The organism is Streptomyces sp. NPDC059373 (assembly GCF_042751495.1).
GTDB lineage: Bacteria > Actinomycetota > Actinomycetes > Streptomycetales > Streptomycetaceae > Actinacidiphila.
The window spans coordinates 66,703-83,714 of sequence record NZ_JBHYXC010000009.1 but is presented as its reverse complement, the minus strand read 5'-3'; the positions used below and the strand labels follow the sequence as shown (position 1 = coordinate 83,714).

Here is a 17,012-nt window from a genome sequence, read left to right as displayed (position 1 = left end):
CGCGCGCAGTTCGCGAGGAACGAGCGAGCGAGCACGATCGACTGTCGACAGTGACTGAGCGCAGCGGAGGCGAACGAGCCCTCAAAAAAGGGAGAAAACGGTGCCTGTGACCTTCCGCGAACCACGCGAACCACACGAACAGCGCGAACCAGTCTGGACCCCCAGCCCGTCCCCCGACGGGCTCGAATACGCCACCATCGAGGTCCCGCGCGACTACGCGGACCCGGACGGCGAACGCATCGCCATCGCCGTCAGCCGCCTCCGGGCCACCGACCCGGCCCGCCGGCGCGGCATCCTGCTGGCCGTCAACGGCGGCCCGGGCGGCGACTGGGGCCTGGGCCGCGCCCTGCCGGAGAAGTTCGCCGGGACCCCGGTGCACGAGGTCTACGACCTGATCGGCTTCGACCCGCGCGGCACCGGCTACTCCACGCCGCTGCACGCCGAAGTCACCATCCCCAAGGCCTCGTTCGACTCCCGGCCCCCCGACTCCGCCTTCGAGGCGATCGCCGAGGACATGCGGCTGCGCGAACTGGCCTGCGAGCGGGCCGGCGGCGACCTGCGGCCGCTCATCAGCACCCGCAACACCGCGCGCGACATGGACGTCATCCGGGCCGCCCTCGGCGAGGAGAAGCTGAGCTTCGTCGGCTACGCGTACGGGGCGTACGTCGGCGCGGTCTACGGCAGCCTGTTCCCCGGGCACCTCGACCGCAGTGTCCTGGACTCCAGCGTCAACCCCGACTGGACCTGGCGCGAGCAGTTCCTCTGGCAGGGCGACGCGGTGCAGCGCAATGTCGACGCCTGGGCCCTCTGGACCGCCGAGCGCGACAGCCGCTTCGGGCTCGGCACGACGCCCTCCCAGGTGCTGGCCGCCGTCGAGGAGGTCGTGAGCGGTCTGGACGCGCAGGCGCCCGACCACCAGCTCCGTACGCTCTTCGACGGTGCCGTGGGCAACCGCGCCGCAGACCGCTCCCAGTGGGAGTCCCTGGGCCGCCTGGTGGGCCTGCTGCGTGCCGCCAACGTCGCCGGCGACCTCGACCAGGTCACCACCCTGCTCTCCGGCCAGGGCACCTGGCGCCCGGGCGACAGCGAGGGCTCGCTGCGCTGCGGCGTTCTGGAGGCCATCACCCTGGAGCACGCCTGGCCCGCCGACCTGGAGGTCTACTACCAGGACATGCGGGACTTCCGGAAGCGCTTCCCGTACGGCTACGGGGTGCTGCGCGCCCAGCCCTGGGTGGGCGCCTTCCGTACCTTCACGGCCCCCGAGGAGCCTGCCCCGATCGTCCGCGAGGGCTACCCGGTGGGCGTCGTGGTGCAGGCCGACGGCGACCCGATGGACCACTACGCCGGCGGGGTCGCCATGGCCGAACGCCTCGGGCACCGCCTGGTCACCGTCGAGGACTCCGGCGAGCACGAGGTCTACGTCCTCGGCGGCAACCCGGCCGTCGACGCCCTCGTCCACCGTTACCTCGCCGACGGCGAACTGCCGCCCCCCGGCGCGACCGTCCCGGGCTCCGCCGCCCGCCCGGACATCCCCGCCGACCGTGACCGAGTGGCGGCGAACGCGGAGGTGTCGTCGTGACGACCGTTCACGAGGCCGAGCAGGCCCCGGACAACGATCAGGTCCCGGACAACGATCAGGTCCGGGACAACGGGCAAGCCGCGGAACACGGCCAGGACCGGCCCACGGACGTGTTCCCCTTCGCCGGGTCGTCGTACCGGGGCCCGGCCCCGCGCTACGCCGGGCTGCGGGCCGAGTGCCCGGTGGCCCGGGTGCGTACCGAGGGCGGGGTGGACGCCTGGCTGGTGTCCGGGTACGAGGCGGCGCGGGAGGCCCTGGTCGACCCCCGCCTGAGCCGGGCCGCGACGGTCGCGCCGGGGGCGCCCCGGATCGGCGGGGCGATGACCTCGACGCCCGAGATGATCATCTCGATGGACGCCCCCGAGCACTCCCGCCTGCGTCGGCTGGCGGCCGGGGCCTTCACGGCGCGGCGCGTCGAGCAGATGCGCCCCGGCATCCAGCGGATAGCCGACCGGCTGCTCAACGAACTGGCCGACGGCACCGGTCCGGTCGGCTCGGTCGATCTGGTGGACCGGTTCACCGTGCCGATGCCGCTGACGGTCATCGGCGAGCTGCTGGGCGTGCCCATGAAGGTGCTGCAGCTGTTCGCCGTGAACGCCCGCGAGTTCGTCACGGTCGACGACCAGGGGGAGGACTCGGACTCGGTCAACGGGCTGGCGAAGCTCAACGAGTACATGATCGAGCTGGTCGCCGACAAACGCGCCAACCCCACCGACGACCTGCTCTCGGACCTGATCGCCGCCCGCGACAACGCCGACCGGCTCACCGAACAGGAGCTGGTGACCTTCGCGTTCACCCTCATCGGCGCCGGTTTCGACACCACCGCGAGCCAGCTCGCCAACTCCGTCCTGGCGCTCATCACCGACCACCGCGACCAGTGGCAGTGGCTGGCCGAGGACCGCTCCCGGATCCCGGTGGCCGTCGAGGAACTGCTGCGGCACGTCAACCTCTTCTCCACCGACACCGCGGGCAACCCGCGCATCGCGGCCGAGGACCTGGAGATCGGCGGGGTCAAGGTCGCCGCGGGCGACGCCGTGGTGATCGCGCTGGCCGCCGCCAACCGCGACGGATCGGTCTTCCCCGACCCCGACCGGCTCGACCTGGCCCGCGCCCACAACCCCCATCTCTCCTTCGGCCACGGCATGCACCTGTGCCTCGGCAAGCAACTGACCCGGATGGAGCTGGAGATCGCGATCGACGGTCTCGTCCGGCGCTTCCCGGATCTGCGGCTGGCCGTCCCGGAGGCCGAACTGCCCTGGCACCAGGGCGAGATCAACCACGCCCTGGCCGCCCTGCCGGTCACCTGGTGACAGACGCCGAAGGGCCGCCGGCACCCCACGGTGCCGGCGGCCCTTCGGCGTACGCGCCCTTGGCCGTACGGCTCAGACGTACAGCGACTTGGACGTCCAGTCGGGCGCGGGCAGCGCCTTGCGGTCCGTCTTGCCGTTGGTGGTGATCGGCAGCTCGTCCAGGGACACGAAGCCGGACGGGATCATGTGCTCGGGGACCCGGTCCCGCAGATACGCGCGCAGCCCGCGCCGGTCCAGCCGCTCGCCGGAGGGCACCACCCAGGCCACCAGCCGGCGGTCCCCGAGGTGGGTCTCCCGGATGCCGACCGCCGCGCCGCGCACCTGCGGATGGTCCGTCAGCACGTTCTCGATCTCGCCGGGTTCGATACGGAAGCCGCGCAGCTTGAACTGGTCGTCGATCCGCCCCAGGAACTCGATGACGCCGTCCGCCCGCCGCCGCACCTGGTCACCGCTGCGGTAGAACCCGTCCACGAAGGCCTTCGCGGTGAGTTCGGGCCGCCGCCAGTATCCGCGTGAGACCCCGGCGCCGCCGATCCACAGCTCCCCGGGGGTCCCGTCGGGCACCGGCCGCCCGGCCTCGTCGACGATCGCCACGTCGGCGTTCTGGATGGGGGTGCCGATCGGGACGGCGTGGGTGAGGTCGTCGTCGGTCCCGATGCGGTGGCAGACGGCGAAGGTGGTGGTCTCGGTGGGTCCGTAGCCGTTGACGATCCGCAGGCCCGGCACGGCCGCGCGCAGCGTGCGCAGATGGGCCACCGACAGCACGTCGCCGCCGGCCAGCACGGTGCCCAGGCCCGCGAAGGCCTCGATGTCGGTGTCGATCTGCCGGTGGAACAGCGCGGCGGTCAGCCAGAGCACGGTGATGCCGTTGTCCCGCAGCAGCTCACCGAGCTCCTCGGCCTGCACCTGGCGCGGGGGAGCGAGCACCAGCCGCGCGCCGTTGAGCAGCGCGCCCCAGATCTCGAAGGTCGCCGCGTCGAAGGCCACCGGGGCGAGCTGCAACAGCCGGTCCCGCGGGCCCAGGTCCACGTAGTTCGGCTCGGTCACCAGGTTGGTGATGTTGCGGTGCTCGACCATCACGGCCTTGGGGCGGCCGGTGGAGCCCGAGGTGTACATCAGATACGCCAGGTCGCCCGGCTCGGCCAGGGCCGGGCCTGCCTCCGCCACCGCCCCGTCGGGCCGCTGCTGGGCCTCCGGGACCTCCTGGACCTCCGGGGCCTCCGGGACCTCCAGGGCGGACACCCCGGTCCCGGTGAAGCGCTCCCGCTCCTCCGGGTCGCACAGGATGACGGTCGCCTCGGCGTCCGCCAGCACGTCGGCGACCCGCAGGGCGGGTTCGTCCACGGCGATGGGCAGATAGGCGGCGCCCGCCTTGAGTACGCCCAGCAGCGCCACGATGAGCCGTGGGGACCGTTCCAGGCAGACCCCGACCCGGTCACCGCGGCCGACCCCGGCCTCGCCGGCCAGCCGGTGGGCCAGCGCGTCGGACCGGGCGTCGAGCTCGGCGTACGTGATCCGCTCCTCGCCGGCCGCGACCGCGACGGCTCCGGGGGCCTCGGCCACCCGGCTCCGGAACAGCTCGGTCACCGTTGTCATCGCAGGCTCTCCTCTCGCGGTTTCCCAGGCAACGAGGGTCCGTGCGGCGGCTCGATTCCCCCTGGACCGGGGCGCTTCGGGGGTCGAGCAGGTCTCCAGCCGGGCGTGCGACGGTGCCCGTCAGGTGTTCCCGTCTCGGAGGTCCGGAATGTACGACGTCATCGTGGTCGGCGCCCGTGTCGCGGGCGCATCCACCGCTCTGCTCCTCGCACAGGCCGGTTACCGGGTACTTCTCGTCGACCGGGCGCGGTTCCCCAGCGACACGCTCTCCACGCACTACATCCACCAGCCCGGGATCGCCCGGCTCGCGCGCTGGGGTGTGCTGGACGCCGTGCGCGCCACCGGCTGCCCGGCCCTGGACCGCATGGTCTACCAGGTCGAGGACGTCAGGCTGGACGGAGCCGCGCTGCCGCACGAGGGCCAGACCGCGGCCTACGCGCCGCGCCGGCAGCTGCTCGACAGCATTCTGATCGAGGCGGCCGTGGCCGCCGGGGCCGAGTTCCGGGAGGGCTGCTCGGTCTCCGGGCCGGTCTTCGACGGTGACCGGGTCGTCGGCGTCGACTGCCGCTCCCGGGAGGGCAAGCCGGTCCAGGAGCGGGCCCGGCTGGTGGTCGGTGCGGACGGCATGCGGTCGGCCTTCGCCAAGGCGGTGGGCGCCCCGTACACCGTCCAGGACCCCCTGAACAGCTGCATCTACTACACGTACTGGCAGGGGCTGGAGACCAGCTTCGAGCTGTACGAGCGGCCCGGCCGCTGGATCGGCTCGGTGCCGACCAACGACGGCGCGACCCTGATCGCGGCCTACTTCCCGCAGAGCGAGTTCGACGAGGTGCGGGCCGACGCGCTGCCGCACTACCTGGAGAACATCCGCACCACCGCCCCCGCCCTGTACGAGCGCGCGGAACGGGGCGAGCGGGTCGAGCGGCTGAAGGGCACCGGCGACCAGCAGAACTTCTTCCGCCGGGCCGGCGGCCCCGGCTGGGCGCTGGTGGGCGACGCCGCGCACCACAAGGACTCCATCACCGCCCGGGGCATCAGTGACGCCTTCCTCCAGGCGGACCTGCTGGCCGCGGCGGTGACCGGCACGGTGGACGGCGACCCCGCCAAGCTCGACGAGGCCCTGCTGCGCTACGACGGGCAGGTGCAGGACGAGCTCTTCGAGGGCTATCGGAACACCCTGTTCACCAGCCGCCTCGAAGTCACCCCCGAGCGGCTGCACATGCTGCGGGTGCTGAGCGGCTCGGCCGACCTGACGGAGCGTTACTTCGCGGTGGCGGCCGGGGCGATGTCCGTGGAGGACCTGTACGACGACGAGCTGCACGACCTGCTGGTCACTTCCTGACCACCCCCATCACGTCATCACGACAACGGAGACCGACAGTGACCACACAGGAGTGGGAAACCGAACTCTGCAGGCTGTTCTCCGAGATCCTCGGGATACCCGACGTCGAGGCGGGAGACAGCTTCTTCGACCTGGGCGGGCACTCGCTGCTGGCGTCCAAGTTCACCCGCCGGGTGCGTGACGCGCACGGCGTCAGGATCCCGGTCCGCCGCATCTACGACGCGCCGACCCCGCAAGCCCTCGCCACGTACCTCACCGCGGCCCTGAAGGAGAGCTGAACATGCGCTGGAACGACCTCTACGTAGCCGCCACCGGGACCTACCTCCCCGAGCGTGTCGAGACCGCGGAGGAGGCGATCGCCGCAGGCCGCTACACGCAGGAGAAGCGGTCCCTCAACGGCTTCCGCTCGGTCCACGTGGCCGCCCCCGGCGAGACCGGTCCGACGATGGCGGCGGAGGCCGGCCGCCGGGCCGTGGCCAGGTCCGGCCACGCCGCCGAGGAGTTCGGGCTGGTGCTGCACAGCTACATCGGCCACCAGGGGCTCGACATGTGGACCCCGGCGAGCTTCGTGCAGCGCGAGACCGTCGGCGGCCCGGGCCCGGCGATCGAGGTCGGGCAGGGCTGCAACGGCATGCTGGCCGCCTTCGAACTCGCCGCCTCCTACGTCGCCGCCCGCCCGGACGTCACCGCGGCCCTGGTCACCGGCGGCGACGCCTTCCGGCTGCCCTACCTCGACCGGTGGGCCTCCGACGAGCAGAACGTGGACGGCGACGGAGCCGCGGCCCTCGTGCTGTCCTCCCGGGGCGGCTTCGCCCGGGTCCGCGCCACCTACTCGTACGCGGACTCCTCGCTGGAGCCGATGGGCCGCAGCGGCGCCGAGTGGACCGACGCGCCGTTCGCCGACGGCCGGACCATCGGGGTCAGCGACCGCAAGAGCGACTATCTGCTCGCCGAGGACATGGAGTTCGAGGACGCGATCGAGAAGATCTCCTCCAGCGTCCAGCTGTCGCTGAAGCAGGCGCTGGCGGAGGCCGAGGTCGAGCTCTCGGACGTCCGCTTCTTCCTGCACCAGAACCTCGCCCTGTCGATCGTCACCCACGGCCTGTACGACCTGCTGGGCGTCGACCGCGGCAAGACCACCCACGAATGGGGCCTGGGCAAGGGCATGGTCGGCACCGCCGACCCGGTCCTCGGCCTCGACCACGTGCTCGCCACCCGCGACCCCCGGCCCGGCGACGTGGTCGTGCTGCAGGCCGCCGGGGCGGGCTACGTCTGGACCACGGTCGTCCTGGAGATCCTGGAGACCCCGGGCTGGTGACGACCGGCGGATACGGATGGGGGGAGGGGCCGACCGGCCCCTCCCCCCATCCGTTTGCGTACGCGGTCGTACGCGGTCGTACGCCGGGTCAGACGAATCGGATGTCGTACGTCTTCGCGTCGGCCGCCGCGAAGGCCAGCAGCCGCCCGCCCTCCTCGGCCACCACCTCCCGCTCCTGCCGGGACAGCGGCGTGAAGGGCTCGACGACCAGGTCGGCGGTGTCGCGCTGCTGCTCGATCCGCCACAGGCCGCGGACGAAGCCGTCGACGAGTATGACCGACCTGATCAGGCCGTTGCGGGTGAAGACCAGCCGGCGCTGCTCCTCGGTCAGGATGCGGGCCCGGTCGGCGTGCGAGAGCAGGATGTTGTCGAACTCCGGCAGGAAGCGCACCGGTACGGGCACCTCCGGGTCGGGCAGCGGGGCGTCGGGGAGGTCCCAGAGCTCCAGGCCGTTCTCGTCGCGGAAGGTCCGCAGGTGGGGCAGCCGCTTCACCACCGCCCCCAGGCGGGTCAGGCCGGACCAGGCCTGCATGTCCTTGACCGTGGCCGGGCCGAAGGCCGCCAGATAGCGTTCGACCATCCGGTCCGGCGTGGTGTCCACGGCCGGCGGGCGGCCCAGCCAGGACTCGGCCGTGGTGTGCGTGGCCTGGCCGCTCTCGCCCCACAGCCCGCGCGGCGGCACCTGGACCAGCGGCACCAGGTTCCGTACGGCGTTGGCGAGGGCGAAGGGGTCCCGGTCGGGCCAGCGCTCGGCGAGCAGCACACCGAGCCGGCCCCAGGTCAGCGCCTCCTTCTCGACCAGCCGGCGGCCCAACGCGGCTACCTCGGCCAGGTCGAGGCCGTCGAGCCGGCGGCCGAAGGTGCCGTTCAGGGCGCGTTCCAGGGCCGCGTCCAGGACCGGGCGCAGGGCGAGGCAGTCCTGGGCGGTGACCAGGTGGATGGTGCCGCGCATGAGCACCACGCGGACGACCTCGCGGCTCCTGACCAGAGCGGCGAGGTCGTCCAGGCGGAAGCCGTCGACCCGGGTCCACAGCCCGAGATACGGCGGATTGGGCGCCTGGGCCTGCATGCCCACCAGGTGCTCGATGGCACCGGCGGCGGACAGCGGCGCGCGTTCCAGGAGCAGTTGCCGCTCCAGGAGCGCCCGGTTGAGCGTACGGCGGTCCAGCACGCGTCCGCCCGGTGATGCTGTTGTCATGTGTCCGCGTTCTCCGCGTTCTCTCAGGAGAGCTTGACCAGCACGGTGCCGCTGTACTTGCGGTTCAGCAGGCCGAGGAACGCCTCGGGGAGTTCCCTGACGCCGCCCTCGGCCACCGTGTGGGGGAAGACGATGCGATTGTCCCGCAGCCAGGTGCCGAAGCGCGCGTTCCAGCCCTCGATCTGGTCGGGGGTGTGCAGTGTGGCGAAGCCGCGCAGGGTCAGGTCCTTGGTGATGGCGGCCATCAGGGGCAGCCGCGGGCTGCCGCCGTCGTCCCCGTCCCCGGCCCCGTGCTGCCCCGACAGCACGCCGCACAGCGCGAAGCGGGCACCGCGCGCGGCGAGCGCGACGGCGGCCTCGAACTGCTCGCCGCCGACGTTGTCGAAGACCACGTCGAGCCCGTCGGGGGCCAGCGCGGCGAGCTGCTCCACGACCGGGCCGTCGTGGTAGTCGAAGGCCGCGTCGAAGCCCAGCTCCTTGGTCAGGAAGTCGGTCTTCTCCTTGGAGCCCGTGCTGCCGATGACCAGCTTGGCCCCGCGCAGCTTCGCGATCTGCCCGGCGAGCGCGCCCACCCCGTTGGTGGCGCCGGAGACGAACACCACGTCGCCCTCGCCGACCGCCGCCGTGTCCACCATGCCCATCCAGGCCGTGGGGCCCTGGGACAGGAAGTACTCCGGGCCGGGCAGCTGGGCCCGGTCACGCGGGAAGAAGCCCTCGGCCCGGCCGACGGCGTACTCACGCCAACCGAAGAAGTGCTCCACCAGGTCGCCGACCGCCAGCAGCGGGCTGTTGGACGCGACGACCGTGCCGACGGTACGGCCCCACATGGCCACGCCCGGCTGGAAGATCGGGATCGGCAGCTTGGTCGCGGGGTTCATCTGGTCGCGGGCGACCGAGCCCAGGGTCATCCAGTCGTTGCGTACGACGACCTCCCCCTCGCCGGGCTCGGCCAACTCGGCCTCGGCGACGGTGAAGTGGTCCAGGGTGACCTCGTCGCCGGGATAGGCCGCCAGGCGGACCTCCCAGCTGGTCGCGGGCAGCGTGGTGCTCATGACGTACTCCTTCGCAGGTCCAGGGGGAGGGCCACCAGGTTGTGGTTGACGTCGCCGATGCGCCAGAGGAGTTCATCCTCGGGGACGGCGAGCCGGGCGTCCGGGAAGCGGCGGGTCAGTTCTTCGACCGCCACGGCGAGTTCGACCCGGGCCAGGGGGGCGCCGAGGCAGCGGTGGATGCCGTAGCCGAAGGCCAGATGCGGGTTGTCGGTGCGGCCGAAGTCGGTGGTGCCGGGCTCGGTGAAGACCGACTCGTCACGGTTGGCGGACGCGAAGGCCAGGAACACCGCGTCGCCCTTCGGGATGGTCACGCCGCCGATGGCCACGTCCTCGGTGGCGATGCGCGGCAGGCCGGAGGTGTCGTTGCCGGTGAGGTTGACCGTACGGAGCAACTCCTCGACGGCGGCCGGGATCTCCTCGGGGTGCTCGCCCAGCCGGCGCCACACCTCGGGGTGGTGGGCGAGCAGGGTCAGGGCGAAGTTGGAGATCTGGCCGGCGGAGGAGTCGAAGCCGCCGCCCAGGAGGGTGTAGCCGAGCCCGACCAGCTCCTCGAAGCCGAGCCGGTCCTCGCCGTCCCGGGCGGTGATCAGCGCGGAGAGCACATCGTCGGCGGGGGCCGCCTGCTTTCCGGCCACCAGGCCCGCGATGTACGCCCCGAGCTTCTCGCGACCCTCGACCGCCAGCTCCTCCGGCCCCGAGACATCGGCGAACTGCCGCACCCAGGTGACGAACTGCTCCCGGTCCTCCTCCGGCACCCCCAGCAGCTCGCAGATGACCGCCATCGCCAGCGGCGCCGCGAACCCCGCCACCAGGTCCACCCGGCCGCCGTCCGCCTCCTTCTCCAGGCCGTCCAGCAGCCGGCCCGCCAGCTCCCGCACCCGGGGCCGCATGCCCTCGATGCGCTCCCGCGAGAACGCCTGCTCGGCCAGCGTGCGCAGCCGGGTGTGGTCCGGGGGATCGAGTGAGATGATCATCCCGGGCGGCGCCTGGAACAGGCCGCTGAAGGTGGGGGCGTCCGGCGCGTACGAGGCCGCCCGGCTGAACCGGGGATCGTCGAGGACGGCCCTGACGTCCTCGTGGCGGGTCACCAGCCACGCGTGGCCGCCGCCGCTCCAGTTCACCCGCGCCACGGGCCGCTCGGCGCGCAGCTGGGTGAAGACCGGGTCGGGACCCCGGTAACTCGTACCGGGGAAGGGGAATTCGGGCAGTTCACCGGTCAACCCGGTCATGGCTGAGCCTCCATCAGTGCAGCGGGCGGAAGAAGGAACGCAGCTCCTCGACGAGCAGCTCCGGCTGCTCCAGCGCGGGGAAGTGGCCGCCGCGCTCGTGGTCGGTCCAGCGGCGCAGGTCGGTGAAACGGTGCTCGCACCAGGCACGCGGCATCCGGGCGTCCTTGGGGAACACCGAGCAGGCCGTGGGGACGTCGACGCGCCCGAGGGCCATCTTGTTGTGGCTCTCCCAGTAGATGCGGGCGGAGGAGGCACCGGTGCCGGCTAGCCAGGCGAGCGTCACCGCGTCCAGCAGCCGGTCGCGGGGGACCACCTTCTCCAGGTCGCCGTCGTGGTCGCTCCAGGCCCAGTACTTCTCGGTCATCCAGGCGAGCTGGCCGACGGGGGAGTCCGCGAGGCCGTAGCCGAGGGTCTGCGGCCGGGTGGCCTGCAGCACCGAGTACGCCCCCTCGTTGGCCTGGAAGTCCTTGAGCGCGGCGAGCCCGGCGAGATCCCGGGCGTCGAGCTCCACCTGCTCCTGGGGCGGCCTGGCGAACGGCATCGCGATGTGGATGCCGATGAGGTGCGCCGCGTCCGTCTCGCCCAGGATCCCGGTCAGGAAGGAGCCCCAGTCGACGCCGTGCGCCGCGTACCGCTCGTAGCCGAGCCGGGCCATCAGCTCCGCCCAGGCCGCGGCGGTGCGCTCCACGGTCCAGCCGGTGGCCGCCGGCTTGTCGCTGAAGCCGAAGCCCGGCAGCGACGGGCAGACCACGTGAAAGGCGTCCGCCGGATCCTCGGGGTCGGTCAACGGGCCGACCAGGTCGAGGAATTCGATGACCGAGCCCGGCCAGCCGTGGCTGAGCAGCAGCGGTTTGGCCTCCGGATGCGGTGACCTCACATGCAGGAAGTGGATCCCCAGGCCGTCGATCCCGGTACGGAACTGCGGCAGGGCGTTCAGCCGGTCCTCGGCCGCCCGCCAGTCGTACGTACGCTGCCAGTGGGCGGCCAACTCCCGGACGTAGGCCAGCGGTACCCCCTGCGACCAGTCCTCGACGGTCTCGCGGTCGGGCCAGCGGGTCCGGTCCAGTCGGTCCCGGAGGTCGGCGAGGTCGGCTTCGGGGAAGGCGACGCGGAAAGGCGTGATGGCGGTGGTCATGAGTCGTTCCTCCTTGTCGCCGTCGTCACCAGGTGACCGGCAGCTCCCACAGCCCGTAGATGACCGCGCCTTCCTTGCGCTCGATCTCCAGGAACGGCTTGGCCAGCTTCAGGTCCGGGATGCGCTGGAAGAGCTTGCTCCAGACGACCTCCAGCTCCAGGCGGGCGAGGTCGGCGCCGATGCAGTGGTGCACGCCGTGCCCGAAGCCCAGGTGCTTGCGACTGCCGCGCTCGATGTCGACCTTCTCCGGCTCGGGGAAGACCTCCGGGTCGCGGTTGGCGGCGAGGATCAGGCACAGGATGCCGTCGCCCTTGCGGATGGTCTGGCCGCCGATCTCGATGTCCTCCAGCGCGACGCGGGGGACGGCGGTGTCGCCGATGGTGGCGATCCGTACGAGTTCCTCGACGGCGGGCTTGACCAGCTCCGGGTCGCCCAGCAGCTTCTTCAGCTGGTCGGGGTGCTCCAGGAGGTAGGCGGTGCCCAGCGAGATCTGGCTCGCGGTGGTCTCGTGGCCGCCGTTCATCAGCAGCCGCACCATGTTGAACAGGTCGCGGTCGGTGTACTCCTCGCCGGAGGCCTCGTAGTCGTCCATGGCCCGGCTGAGCAGGTCGTCGCCCGGCTCGCGCTTCTTCAGCTCGATGAGGTCCTTGATATAGGCGTTGACCTCGACGATCGCCGCCTGCCGCTCCTCGGTGCTGCTGTGGCCGCCGAGCAGGGCCGTGCCGTGCTTGATGAAGAAGTCGTGCTTGTCCTGCGGGATACCGAGCAGTTCGCAGATCACGGTCATCGGTACGGCAAGCGAGAACACCCGGTGGAAGTCGACCGGAGGCGCCATCGACAGCAGCAGGTCGAGGTGGTCGTCGACGATCTCCTCGATCCGCGAACGCAGCCGCTGGACCTGCCGGTTGGTGAAGGTGATGGCGGCCTTGCGGCGGGTCGAGGCGTGGTCCTTGCCGTCGTACCCGATGAAGGAGGTCTCGGTCCGGTACTCCGGCGGCGCGACGAAGTAGAAGGGGAAGTTGTCATGCCTGCGCGAGGCACTGACCCGGGGGTCCGTGAGCAGCTCCCGGATCGTCTGATAGCCGGTCACCGTCCAGATGCGCAGACCGGAGCCGGTCAGCGTGACCTGCGAGACGTCCTTCTCGGTCATCTCCGCGTACTCACTGGGCGGGGTGAAGGGGCACTGCCGCCGGTAGGGGAATGTGCTGGTCTCCGCCTCGGCGGGGGCGCCCGGCTCTATGGCACTGGTTGTCACAGTGGATCCTTCCTCGTGGCCCCTCGGTCGTGACTCGTGGCTGCTTCACGGTGCCCGGTCGCGCTCGGGCACCGGTCGAGCCCCCGACGGCCCGTTCCAGGGCGGGCCGAGGGGCTCTCCAGCCCGGCGTCCTACGTTCCCGGGCATGCGCATTCCGCTGAGTACGGCCCGCCGCACCGCGACCGGGCCGCTGCTGGGACTGAGGGTCGTCGAACTCGCGGCGATCGGGCCCGCCCCCTTCGCCGGCATGATGTTCGCCGACCTCGGGGCCGACGTGCTGCGCGTCGACCGGGCCGACGGCCGCCGGGCCTTCGCGGACTGGCACCGGGAGCTGGACCGGGGCCGGCGCACGCTGGCGCTGGACCTGAAGGACCCCGTGGACGTGGCGCGGCTGCTGCGCGAGGTGGAGCGGTCCGACGTCCTGGTCGAGGGCTTCCGGCCCGGCGTCGCCGAGCGGCTGGGCATCGGACCCGACGACTGCCTGGCCCGCAACCCCCGCCTCGTCTACGGCCGGATGACCGGCTGGGGCCAGCACGGCCCGCTCGCCCGGACCCCCGGGCACGACATCAACTACCTCGCCCTCACTGGCGCGTTGCACGCCATCGGTGAGGCGGGCGGGCCGCCGGTGCCCCCGCTGAACCTGCTGGGCGACTTCGCCTGCGGCGGGCTGCTGCTGGTCGCCGGTGTCCTCGCCGCCCTCCAGGAGCGGCAGCGGTCGGGGCTCGGCCAGGTCGTGGACGCCGCGATCGTGGACGGCGTGGGCGCGACGCTGGGGATGCTGCTGGCCATGACGGAGGCCGGCCAGTGGCGGGACCAACGCGGGGCGAACCTGTTGGACGGCGGGGCGCCCTACTACGGCTGCTACGCCTGCGCCGACGGGCGGCATGTGGCGGTCGGCGCGCTGGAGGACCGTTTCTACGCGGCGCTGCTGCACGGCCTCGGTCTCGACCCCGGGCGCCTTCCGGACCGTAACGACCCGGCGAACTGGCCTGCCCTGCGCGGCGCGTTCACCGTCCGCTTCGCCGACCGCGACCGGGACGCCTGGGCGGCGGTCTTCGAGGGCACCGAGGCCTGCGTGACCCCGGTGCTCAGCCTCGCCGAGGCCGCGAGCCACCCGCACCACGTGGCCCGCGGCAGCGGTCCCGCCACTCCGGCACCGCGCTTCAGCCGCACTCAAGCGGAATTCGAGGCACCGGCCTCATCCTGACCTACCGACACTGCTTCGCGGCTTTTGTCGGCCGTACCGGAATCCCCCCTCGAGCCAGAGAGGTACATCATGGCTATTTCGTCCGAGCAGGTTCCGTCCACGGAGACGGAGGTGGAAACGGAAGAGACGGCGGCGGGTGCGCCCCCGGAGACGGCGACGGCCGACCCCAAGCGGTGGATGGCCCTGCTGGTGCTGCTGGTCGCGGCCTTCATGGACATGCTCGACGGCACGATCGCGAATGTGGCCTCACCTGCCATCCAGCACGGACTCGGGGCCGGTTACTCGGTCATCCAGTGGGTTCTGGTCGGCTACCAGCTCTCGTTCGCACTGATGCTGATCCTCGGCGGCCGCCTGGGCGACATCTACGGCCGCAAGAAGCTCTTCCTGATCGGTGTCGTCGGCTTCACCCTCGCCTCCCTCAGCGCCGGCCTCTCCCAGGAGCCCTGGCAGCTGGTGGCATCCCGGGCGCTCCAGGGCGCCTTCGCGGGCATCATGGTCCCGCAGATCCTGGCCATCATCCACGTCACCTTCTCCGCCAAGGAGCGGGCCGGCGCCTTCGCGATGTACGGAGGTGTCGCCGGCCTCGCCGCGGCCGTCGGCATGTCCGCGGGCGGCCCGCTGGTCGAGTGGAACCTCTTCGGTCTCGACTGGCGGCTGATCTTCCTGATCAACGTGCCGGTCGGCATCCTCGGAATGTTCTACGCCCCGAAGGTCATCCGCGAGTCCAAGGCGCCGCACGCCCTGAAGCTCGACGTCCGGGGCGTCGTCCTGGCCACCGTGGGCCTGCTGCTGCTGATCTTCCCGCTGCTGCAGGGCCGCGAGCTGGGCTGGCCGGTGTGGGGCTACGTCTCCATGGTGGCCTCGGTGCCGGTGCTGGCGGCCTTCGTCCTCTGGCAGAAGCACAAGATCCGCACGGACGGCTCGCCGCTGGTCGAGCTCGACCTGTTCCGGATCCGCAGCTTCTCCTCCGGTCTCGGCGTGAACCTCGCCTTCTACATCGGCATCGGCATGTTCAACATCGCCTGGACGATCTGGATGCAGGTCGGCCTGGGCTGGTCCCCCATGCGAGCGGGCCTGACCAGCCTGCCCTTCTGCATCGGCGCCTTCCTGACCTCCTCGGCCGCGATGGTCGCGCTGGTCCCCAAGTTCGGCCGCAAGGTGCTCCAGGCGGGCGGCGTGGTCGTGGTGCTCGGCGTCCTCAGCTACGTCTGGGTCTCCAGCCACTACGGCAGCGGCGTCAGCTCCGTCGAGCTCATCGTGCCGATGCTGCTGGTCGGCATGGGCTTCGGCCTGATCGCGGCCCCGCTGCCGCAGATCGTGATCTCCGAAGTCCCGGGCAAGGACGCCGGTTCGGCCTCCGGCGTCGTGCACACCAACGCCCAGCTCGGCTTCGCCATCGGCGGCGCGCTGGTCAGCGTGGTCTTCTTCGGCGGCCTCGCGGCCAACACCGCCCACAGCATCGACGACCAACTGCCGCAACTGCGCAAGGACCTGGTCGCCTCCGCGGCGGTCACTCCGGGGCAGGCCGGCTCGGTGGCCACCGCCTACCGGACCTGCGCGGTCGACCGTGCCAAGGAGAAGGACGCCTCGGTCGTCCCGGTGTCCTGCACCGCGCCCGCGCTGCAGGACAAGAAGACCGCGGCCGTCCTGGCGCCGTACGTGGCGGACGCCACCGGCAACGCCTTCTCCGGCAGCCTGCGGACCACCCTGTGGGTCTTCGGCGGCATCGTCACCCTGGCGTTCCTGCTGATGTTCTCGGTGCCGCGCAATATGCGGCTGGACGAGGCAGGGGCGTAACGACCGGCGGCCCCAACCCGGCGGGACACGAGGTCCGCACCACCGACGGCGGTGGTGCGGACCTTCCGCGTGTCCGGCCTTCCGGGTGTCCGGCGTGCGGGCCGGGGCTGCTTCGACCCGGATTCCAGGCGGGTCTGCGTTGATGGCGGTGTCCGCGCCGGACATCCCCGCGCCACTGGAGAGGACGAAGGCATGACCGACCAGCCCTTTGCGAACCAGCACGTCGTTGTCACCGGCGGCGGTACCGGCATCGGCCGCGCCACGGCGCTGGCCTTCGCCGAAGGCGGCGCGAGCAGCGTCATCGTCACCGGCCGCCGGGCCGGCCGGCTGGCGGAGACCGCCGCGCTGCACCCGGCCGTGGTACCCGTACAGGCCGACGTGAGCAGCCCCGAGGGCGCGGACGCGGTCGCCGAAGCCGTACGTGCGCACGGCGGCGTCATCGACGTGCTGGTGCACAACGCGGGGATCCACCGCATCACCCCGGTGGACAGCCTCGACCCGGCGGACGCCCGCGACGTCTTCGAGGTCAACGTCCTCGGCATGGTGCTGCTGACCGGCCGGCTGCTTCCGGCGCTGCGCTCCCCGGGCGGCAACATCGTCTTCGTCACCAGCCCGGCCGGACACAACCCGACCCCGGTGGCATCGGTGTACGCCGCCAGCAAGGCAGCGGTCAACAGCTTCGCCCGCAGCTGGGCGCTGGAGCTCGCGCCCAAGGGCATCAGGGTCAACGCCGTGGCGCCCGGCTGGGTACGCACCGAGATCTACGAGGTCAACAGCGGCATGTCCGCCGACCAGGTCGACGGCATGTTCGCCCAGGTCGCGAAGGGCGTGCCGCTGGGCGAGACCGGGGTACCGGAGGACGTGACGCTGTGGATAACCCGGCTGGCCGACCCCGCCAGCCACTGGGTGACGGGCCAGATCATCACGATGGACGGCGGCGCCGATCTGGAGCGCGCCCGCCAGGTGTGACGGACGACAACGGAAGACAAGAGGA

Annotated in this window: 14 protein-coding genes; 8 read left to right on the top strand and 6 right to left on the bottom strand. The window is 71.9% G+C overall.

The window, feature by feature from the left end:
* The first annotated feature begins 100 nt into the window (after nt 1-100).
* Together ACFXJ5_RS15955 and ACFXJ5_RS15950 are read left to right on the top strand one after the other, a co-directional pair.
* On the top strand, nt 101-1,579 hold the full coding sequence (locus ACFXJ5_RS15955; protein WP_384630983.1) for an alpha/beta fold hydrolase: 1,479 nt from the start codon (nt 101-103) through the stop codon (nt 1,577-1,579).
* Nucleotides 1,576-2,889, top strand: coding sequence for a cytochrome P450 (locus ACFXJ5_RS15950; RefSeq protein ID WP_384630982.1), 1,314 nt, complete (start codon nt 1,576-1,578; stop codon nt 2,887-2,889). Before ACFXJ5_RS15955 ends, ACFXJ5_RS15950 begins: the two co-directional genes overlap by 4 nt.
* Nucleotides 2,890-2,961: 72 nt before the next feature.
* On the opposite strand, the gene ACFXJ5_RS15945 is transcribed toward ACFXJ5_RS15950, so the two are convergent.
* Nucleotides 2,962-4,485, bottom strand: coding sequence for an amino acid adenylation domain-containing protein (locus ACFXJ5_RS15945; RefSeq protein ID WP_384630981.1), 1,524 nt, complete (start codon nt 4,483-4,485; stop codon nt 2,962-2,964).
* 148 nt (nt 4,486-4,633) lie between these two features.
* Here ACFXJ5_RS15945 and ACFXJ5_RS15940 point away from each other — a divergent pair, with 148 nt between their 5' ends.
* Genes ACFXJ5_RS15940 through ACFXJ5_RS15930 form a run of 3 tightly spaced genes read left to right on the top strand, consistent with a single transcriptional unit; the run spans nt 4,634 to nt 7,145 of the window.
* Entirely contained in the window at nt 4,634-5,827 is a 1,194-nt protein-coding gene (locus ACFXJ5_RS15940; RefSeq protein WP_384630980.1) for an NAD(P)/FAD-dependent oxidoreductase, read from the top strand.
* Nucleotides 5,828-5,865: 38 nt separating this feature from the next.
* Entirely contained in the window at nt 5,866-6,105 is a 240-nt protein-coding gene (locus ACFXJ5_RS15935) for an acyl carrier protein (RefSeq protein WP_384630979.1), read from the top strand.
* Between the two features lie 2 nt (nt 6,106-6,107).
* The gene (locus ACFXJ5_RS15930; protein ID WP_384630978.1) at nt 6,108-7,145 is read left to right on the top strand and encodes a ketoacyl-ACP synthase III family protein; all 1,038 of its coding nucleotides are present in this window, start codon (nt 6,108-6,110) and stop codon (nt 7,143-7,145) included.
* An 88-nt stretch (nt 7,146-7,233) separates the two neighbouring features.
* Here ACFXJ5_RS15930 and ACFXJ5_RS15925 read toward each other — a convergent pair whose 3' ends face one another.
* From ACFXJ5_RS15925 to ACFXJ5_RS15905, 5 genes are read right to left on the bottom strand one after another with little or no spacing between them, the layout of a single operon-like run.
* Nucleotides 7,234-8,343: a winged helix DNA-binding domain-containing protein gene (locus ACFXJ5_RS15925; RefSeq protein WP_384630977.1), complete on the bottom strand. Its 1,110-nt coding sequence runs from the start codon at nt 8,341-8,343 to the stop codon at nt 7,234-7,236.
* A 23-nt stretch (nt 8,344-8,366) separates the two neighbouring features.
* Nucleotides 8,367-9,395, bottom strand: coding sequence for a zinc-binding dehydrogenase (locus ACFXJ5_RS15920; protein WP_384630976.1), 1,029 nt, complete (start codon nt 9,393-9,395; stop codon nt 8,367-8,369).
* Entirely contained in the window at nt 9,392-10,624 is a 1,233-nt protein-coding gene (locus ACFXJ5_RS15915) for a cytochrome P450 (protein WP_384630975.1), read from the bottom strand. The genes ACFXJ5_RS15920 and ACFXJ5_RS15915 overlap by 4 nt, the downstream gene beginning before the upstream one ends.
* A gap of 13 nt (nt 10,625-10,637) precedes the next feature.
* The gene (locus ACFXJ5_RS15910; RefSeq protein WP_384630974.1) at nt 10,638-11,759 is read right to left on the bottom strand and encodes an epoxide hydrolase family protein; all 1,122 of its coding nucleotides are present in this window, start codon (nt 11,757-11,759) and stop codon (nt 10,638-10,640) included.
* 25 nt (nt 11,760-11,784) lie between these two features.
* A complete protein-coding gene (locus ACFXJ5_RS15905) occupies nt 11,785-13,014 on the bottom strand; it encodes a cytochrome P450 (protein ID WP_384630973.1) in 1,230 nt (409 codons plus the stop codon).
* A 145-nt stretch (nt 13,015-13,159) separates the two neighbouring features.
* On the opposite strand from ACFXJ5_RS15905, the gene ACFXJ5_RS15900 reads away from it, so the two are divergent.
* From ACFXJ5_RS15900 to ACFXJ5_RS15890, 3 genes are all read left to right on the top strand, one after another.
* Nucleotides 13,160-14,221, top strand: a complete 1,062-nt coding sequence (locus ACFXJ5_RS15900) for a CaiB/BaiF CoA transferase family protein (protein ID WP_384630972.1) — start codon at nt 13,160-13,162, stop codon at nt 14,219-14,221.
* Nucleotides 14,222-14,332: 111 nt separating this feature from the next.
* Entirely contained in the window at nt 14,333-16,018 is a 1,686-nt protein-coding gene (locus ACFXJ5_RS15895) for an MFS transporter (protein ID WP_384630971.1), read from the top strand.
* Between the two features lie 192 nt (nt 16,019-16,210).
* Nucleotides 16,211-16,987, top strand: a complete 777-nt coding sequence (locus ACFXJ5_RS15890) for an SDR family NAD(P)-dependent oxidoreductase (protein WP_384630970.1) — start codon at nt 16,211-16,213, stop codon at nt 16,985-16,987.
* Nucleotides 16,988-17,012: the final 25 nt, after the last annotated feature.

What these genes read in the sequence shown, in the direction of transcription:
- ACFXJ5_RS15945 (WP_384630981.1), bottom strand. Translation starts at nt 4,485, where the DNA reads ATGACAACGGTGACCGAGCTGTTCCGGAGCCGGGTGGCCGAGGCCCCC.
- ACFXJ5_RS15940 (WP_384630980.1), top strand. Translation starts at nt 4,634, where the DNA reads ATGTACGACGTCATCGTGGTCGGCGCCCGTGTCGCGGGCGCATCCACC.
- ACFXJ5_RS15930 (WP_384630978.1), top strand. Translation starts at nt 6,108, where the DNA reads ATGCGCTGGAACGACCTCTACGTAGCCGCCACCGGGACCTACCTCCCC.
- ACFXJ5_RS15925 (WP_384630977.1), bottom strand. Translation starts at nt 8,343, where the DNA reads ATGACAACAGCATCACCGGGCGGACGCGTGCTGGACCGCCGTACGCTC.
- ACFXJ5_RS15920 (WP_384630976.1), bottom strand. Translation starts at nt 9,395, where the DNA reads ATGAGCACCACGCTGCCCGCGACCAGCTGGGAGGTCCGCCTGGCGGCC.
- ACFXJ5_RS15915 (WP_384630975.1), bottom strand. Translation starts at nt 10,624, where the DNA reads ATGACCGGGTTGACCGGTGAACTGCCCGAATTCCCCTTCCCCGGTACG.
- ACFXJ5_RS15910 (WP_384630974.1), bottom strand. Translation starts at nt 11,759, where the DNA reads ATGACCACCGCCATCACGCCTTTCCGCGTCGCCTTCCCCGAAGCCGAC.
- ACFXJ5_RS15900 (WP_384630972.1), top strand. Translation starts at nt 13,160, where the DNA reads ATGCGCATTCCGCTGAGTACGGCCCGCCGCACCGCGACCGGGCCGCTG.
- ACFXJ5_RS15890 (WP_384630970.1), top strand. Translation starts at nt 16,211, where the DNA reads ATGACCGACCAGCCCTTTGCGAACCAGCACGTCGTTGTCACCGGCGGC.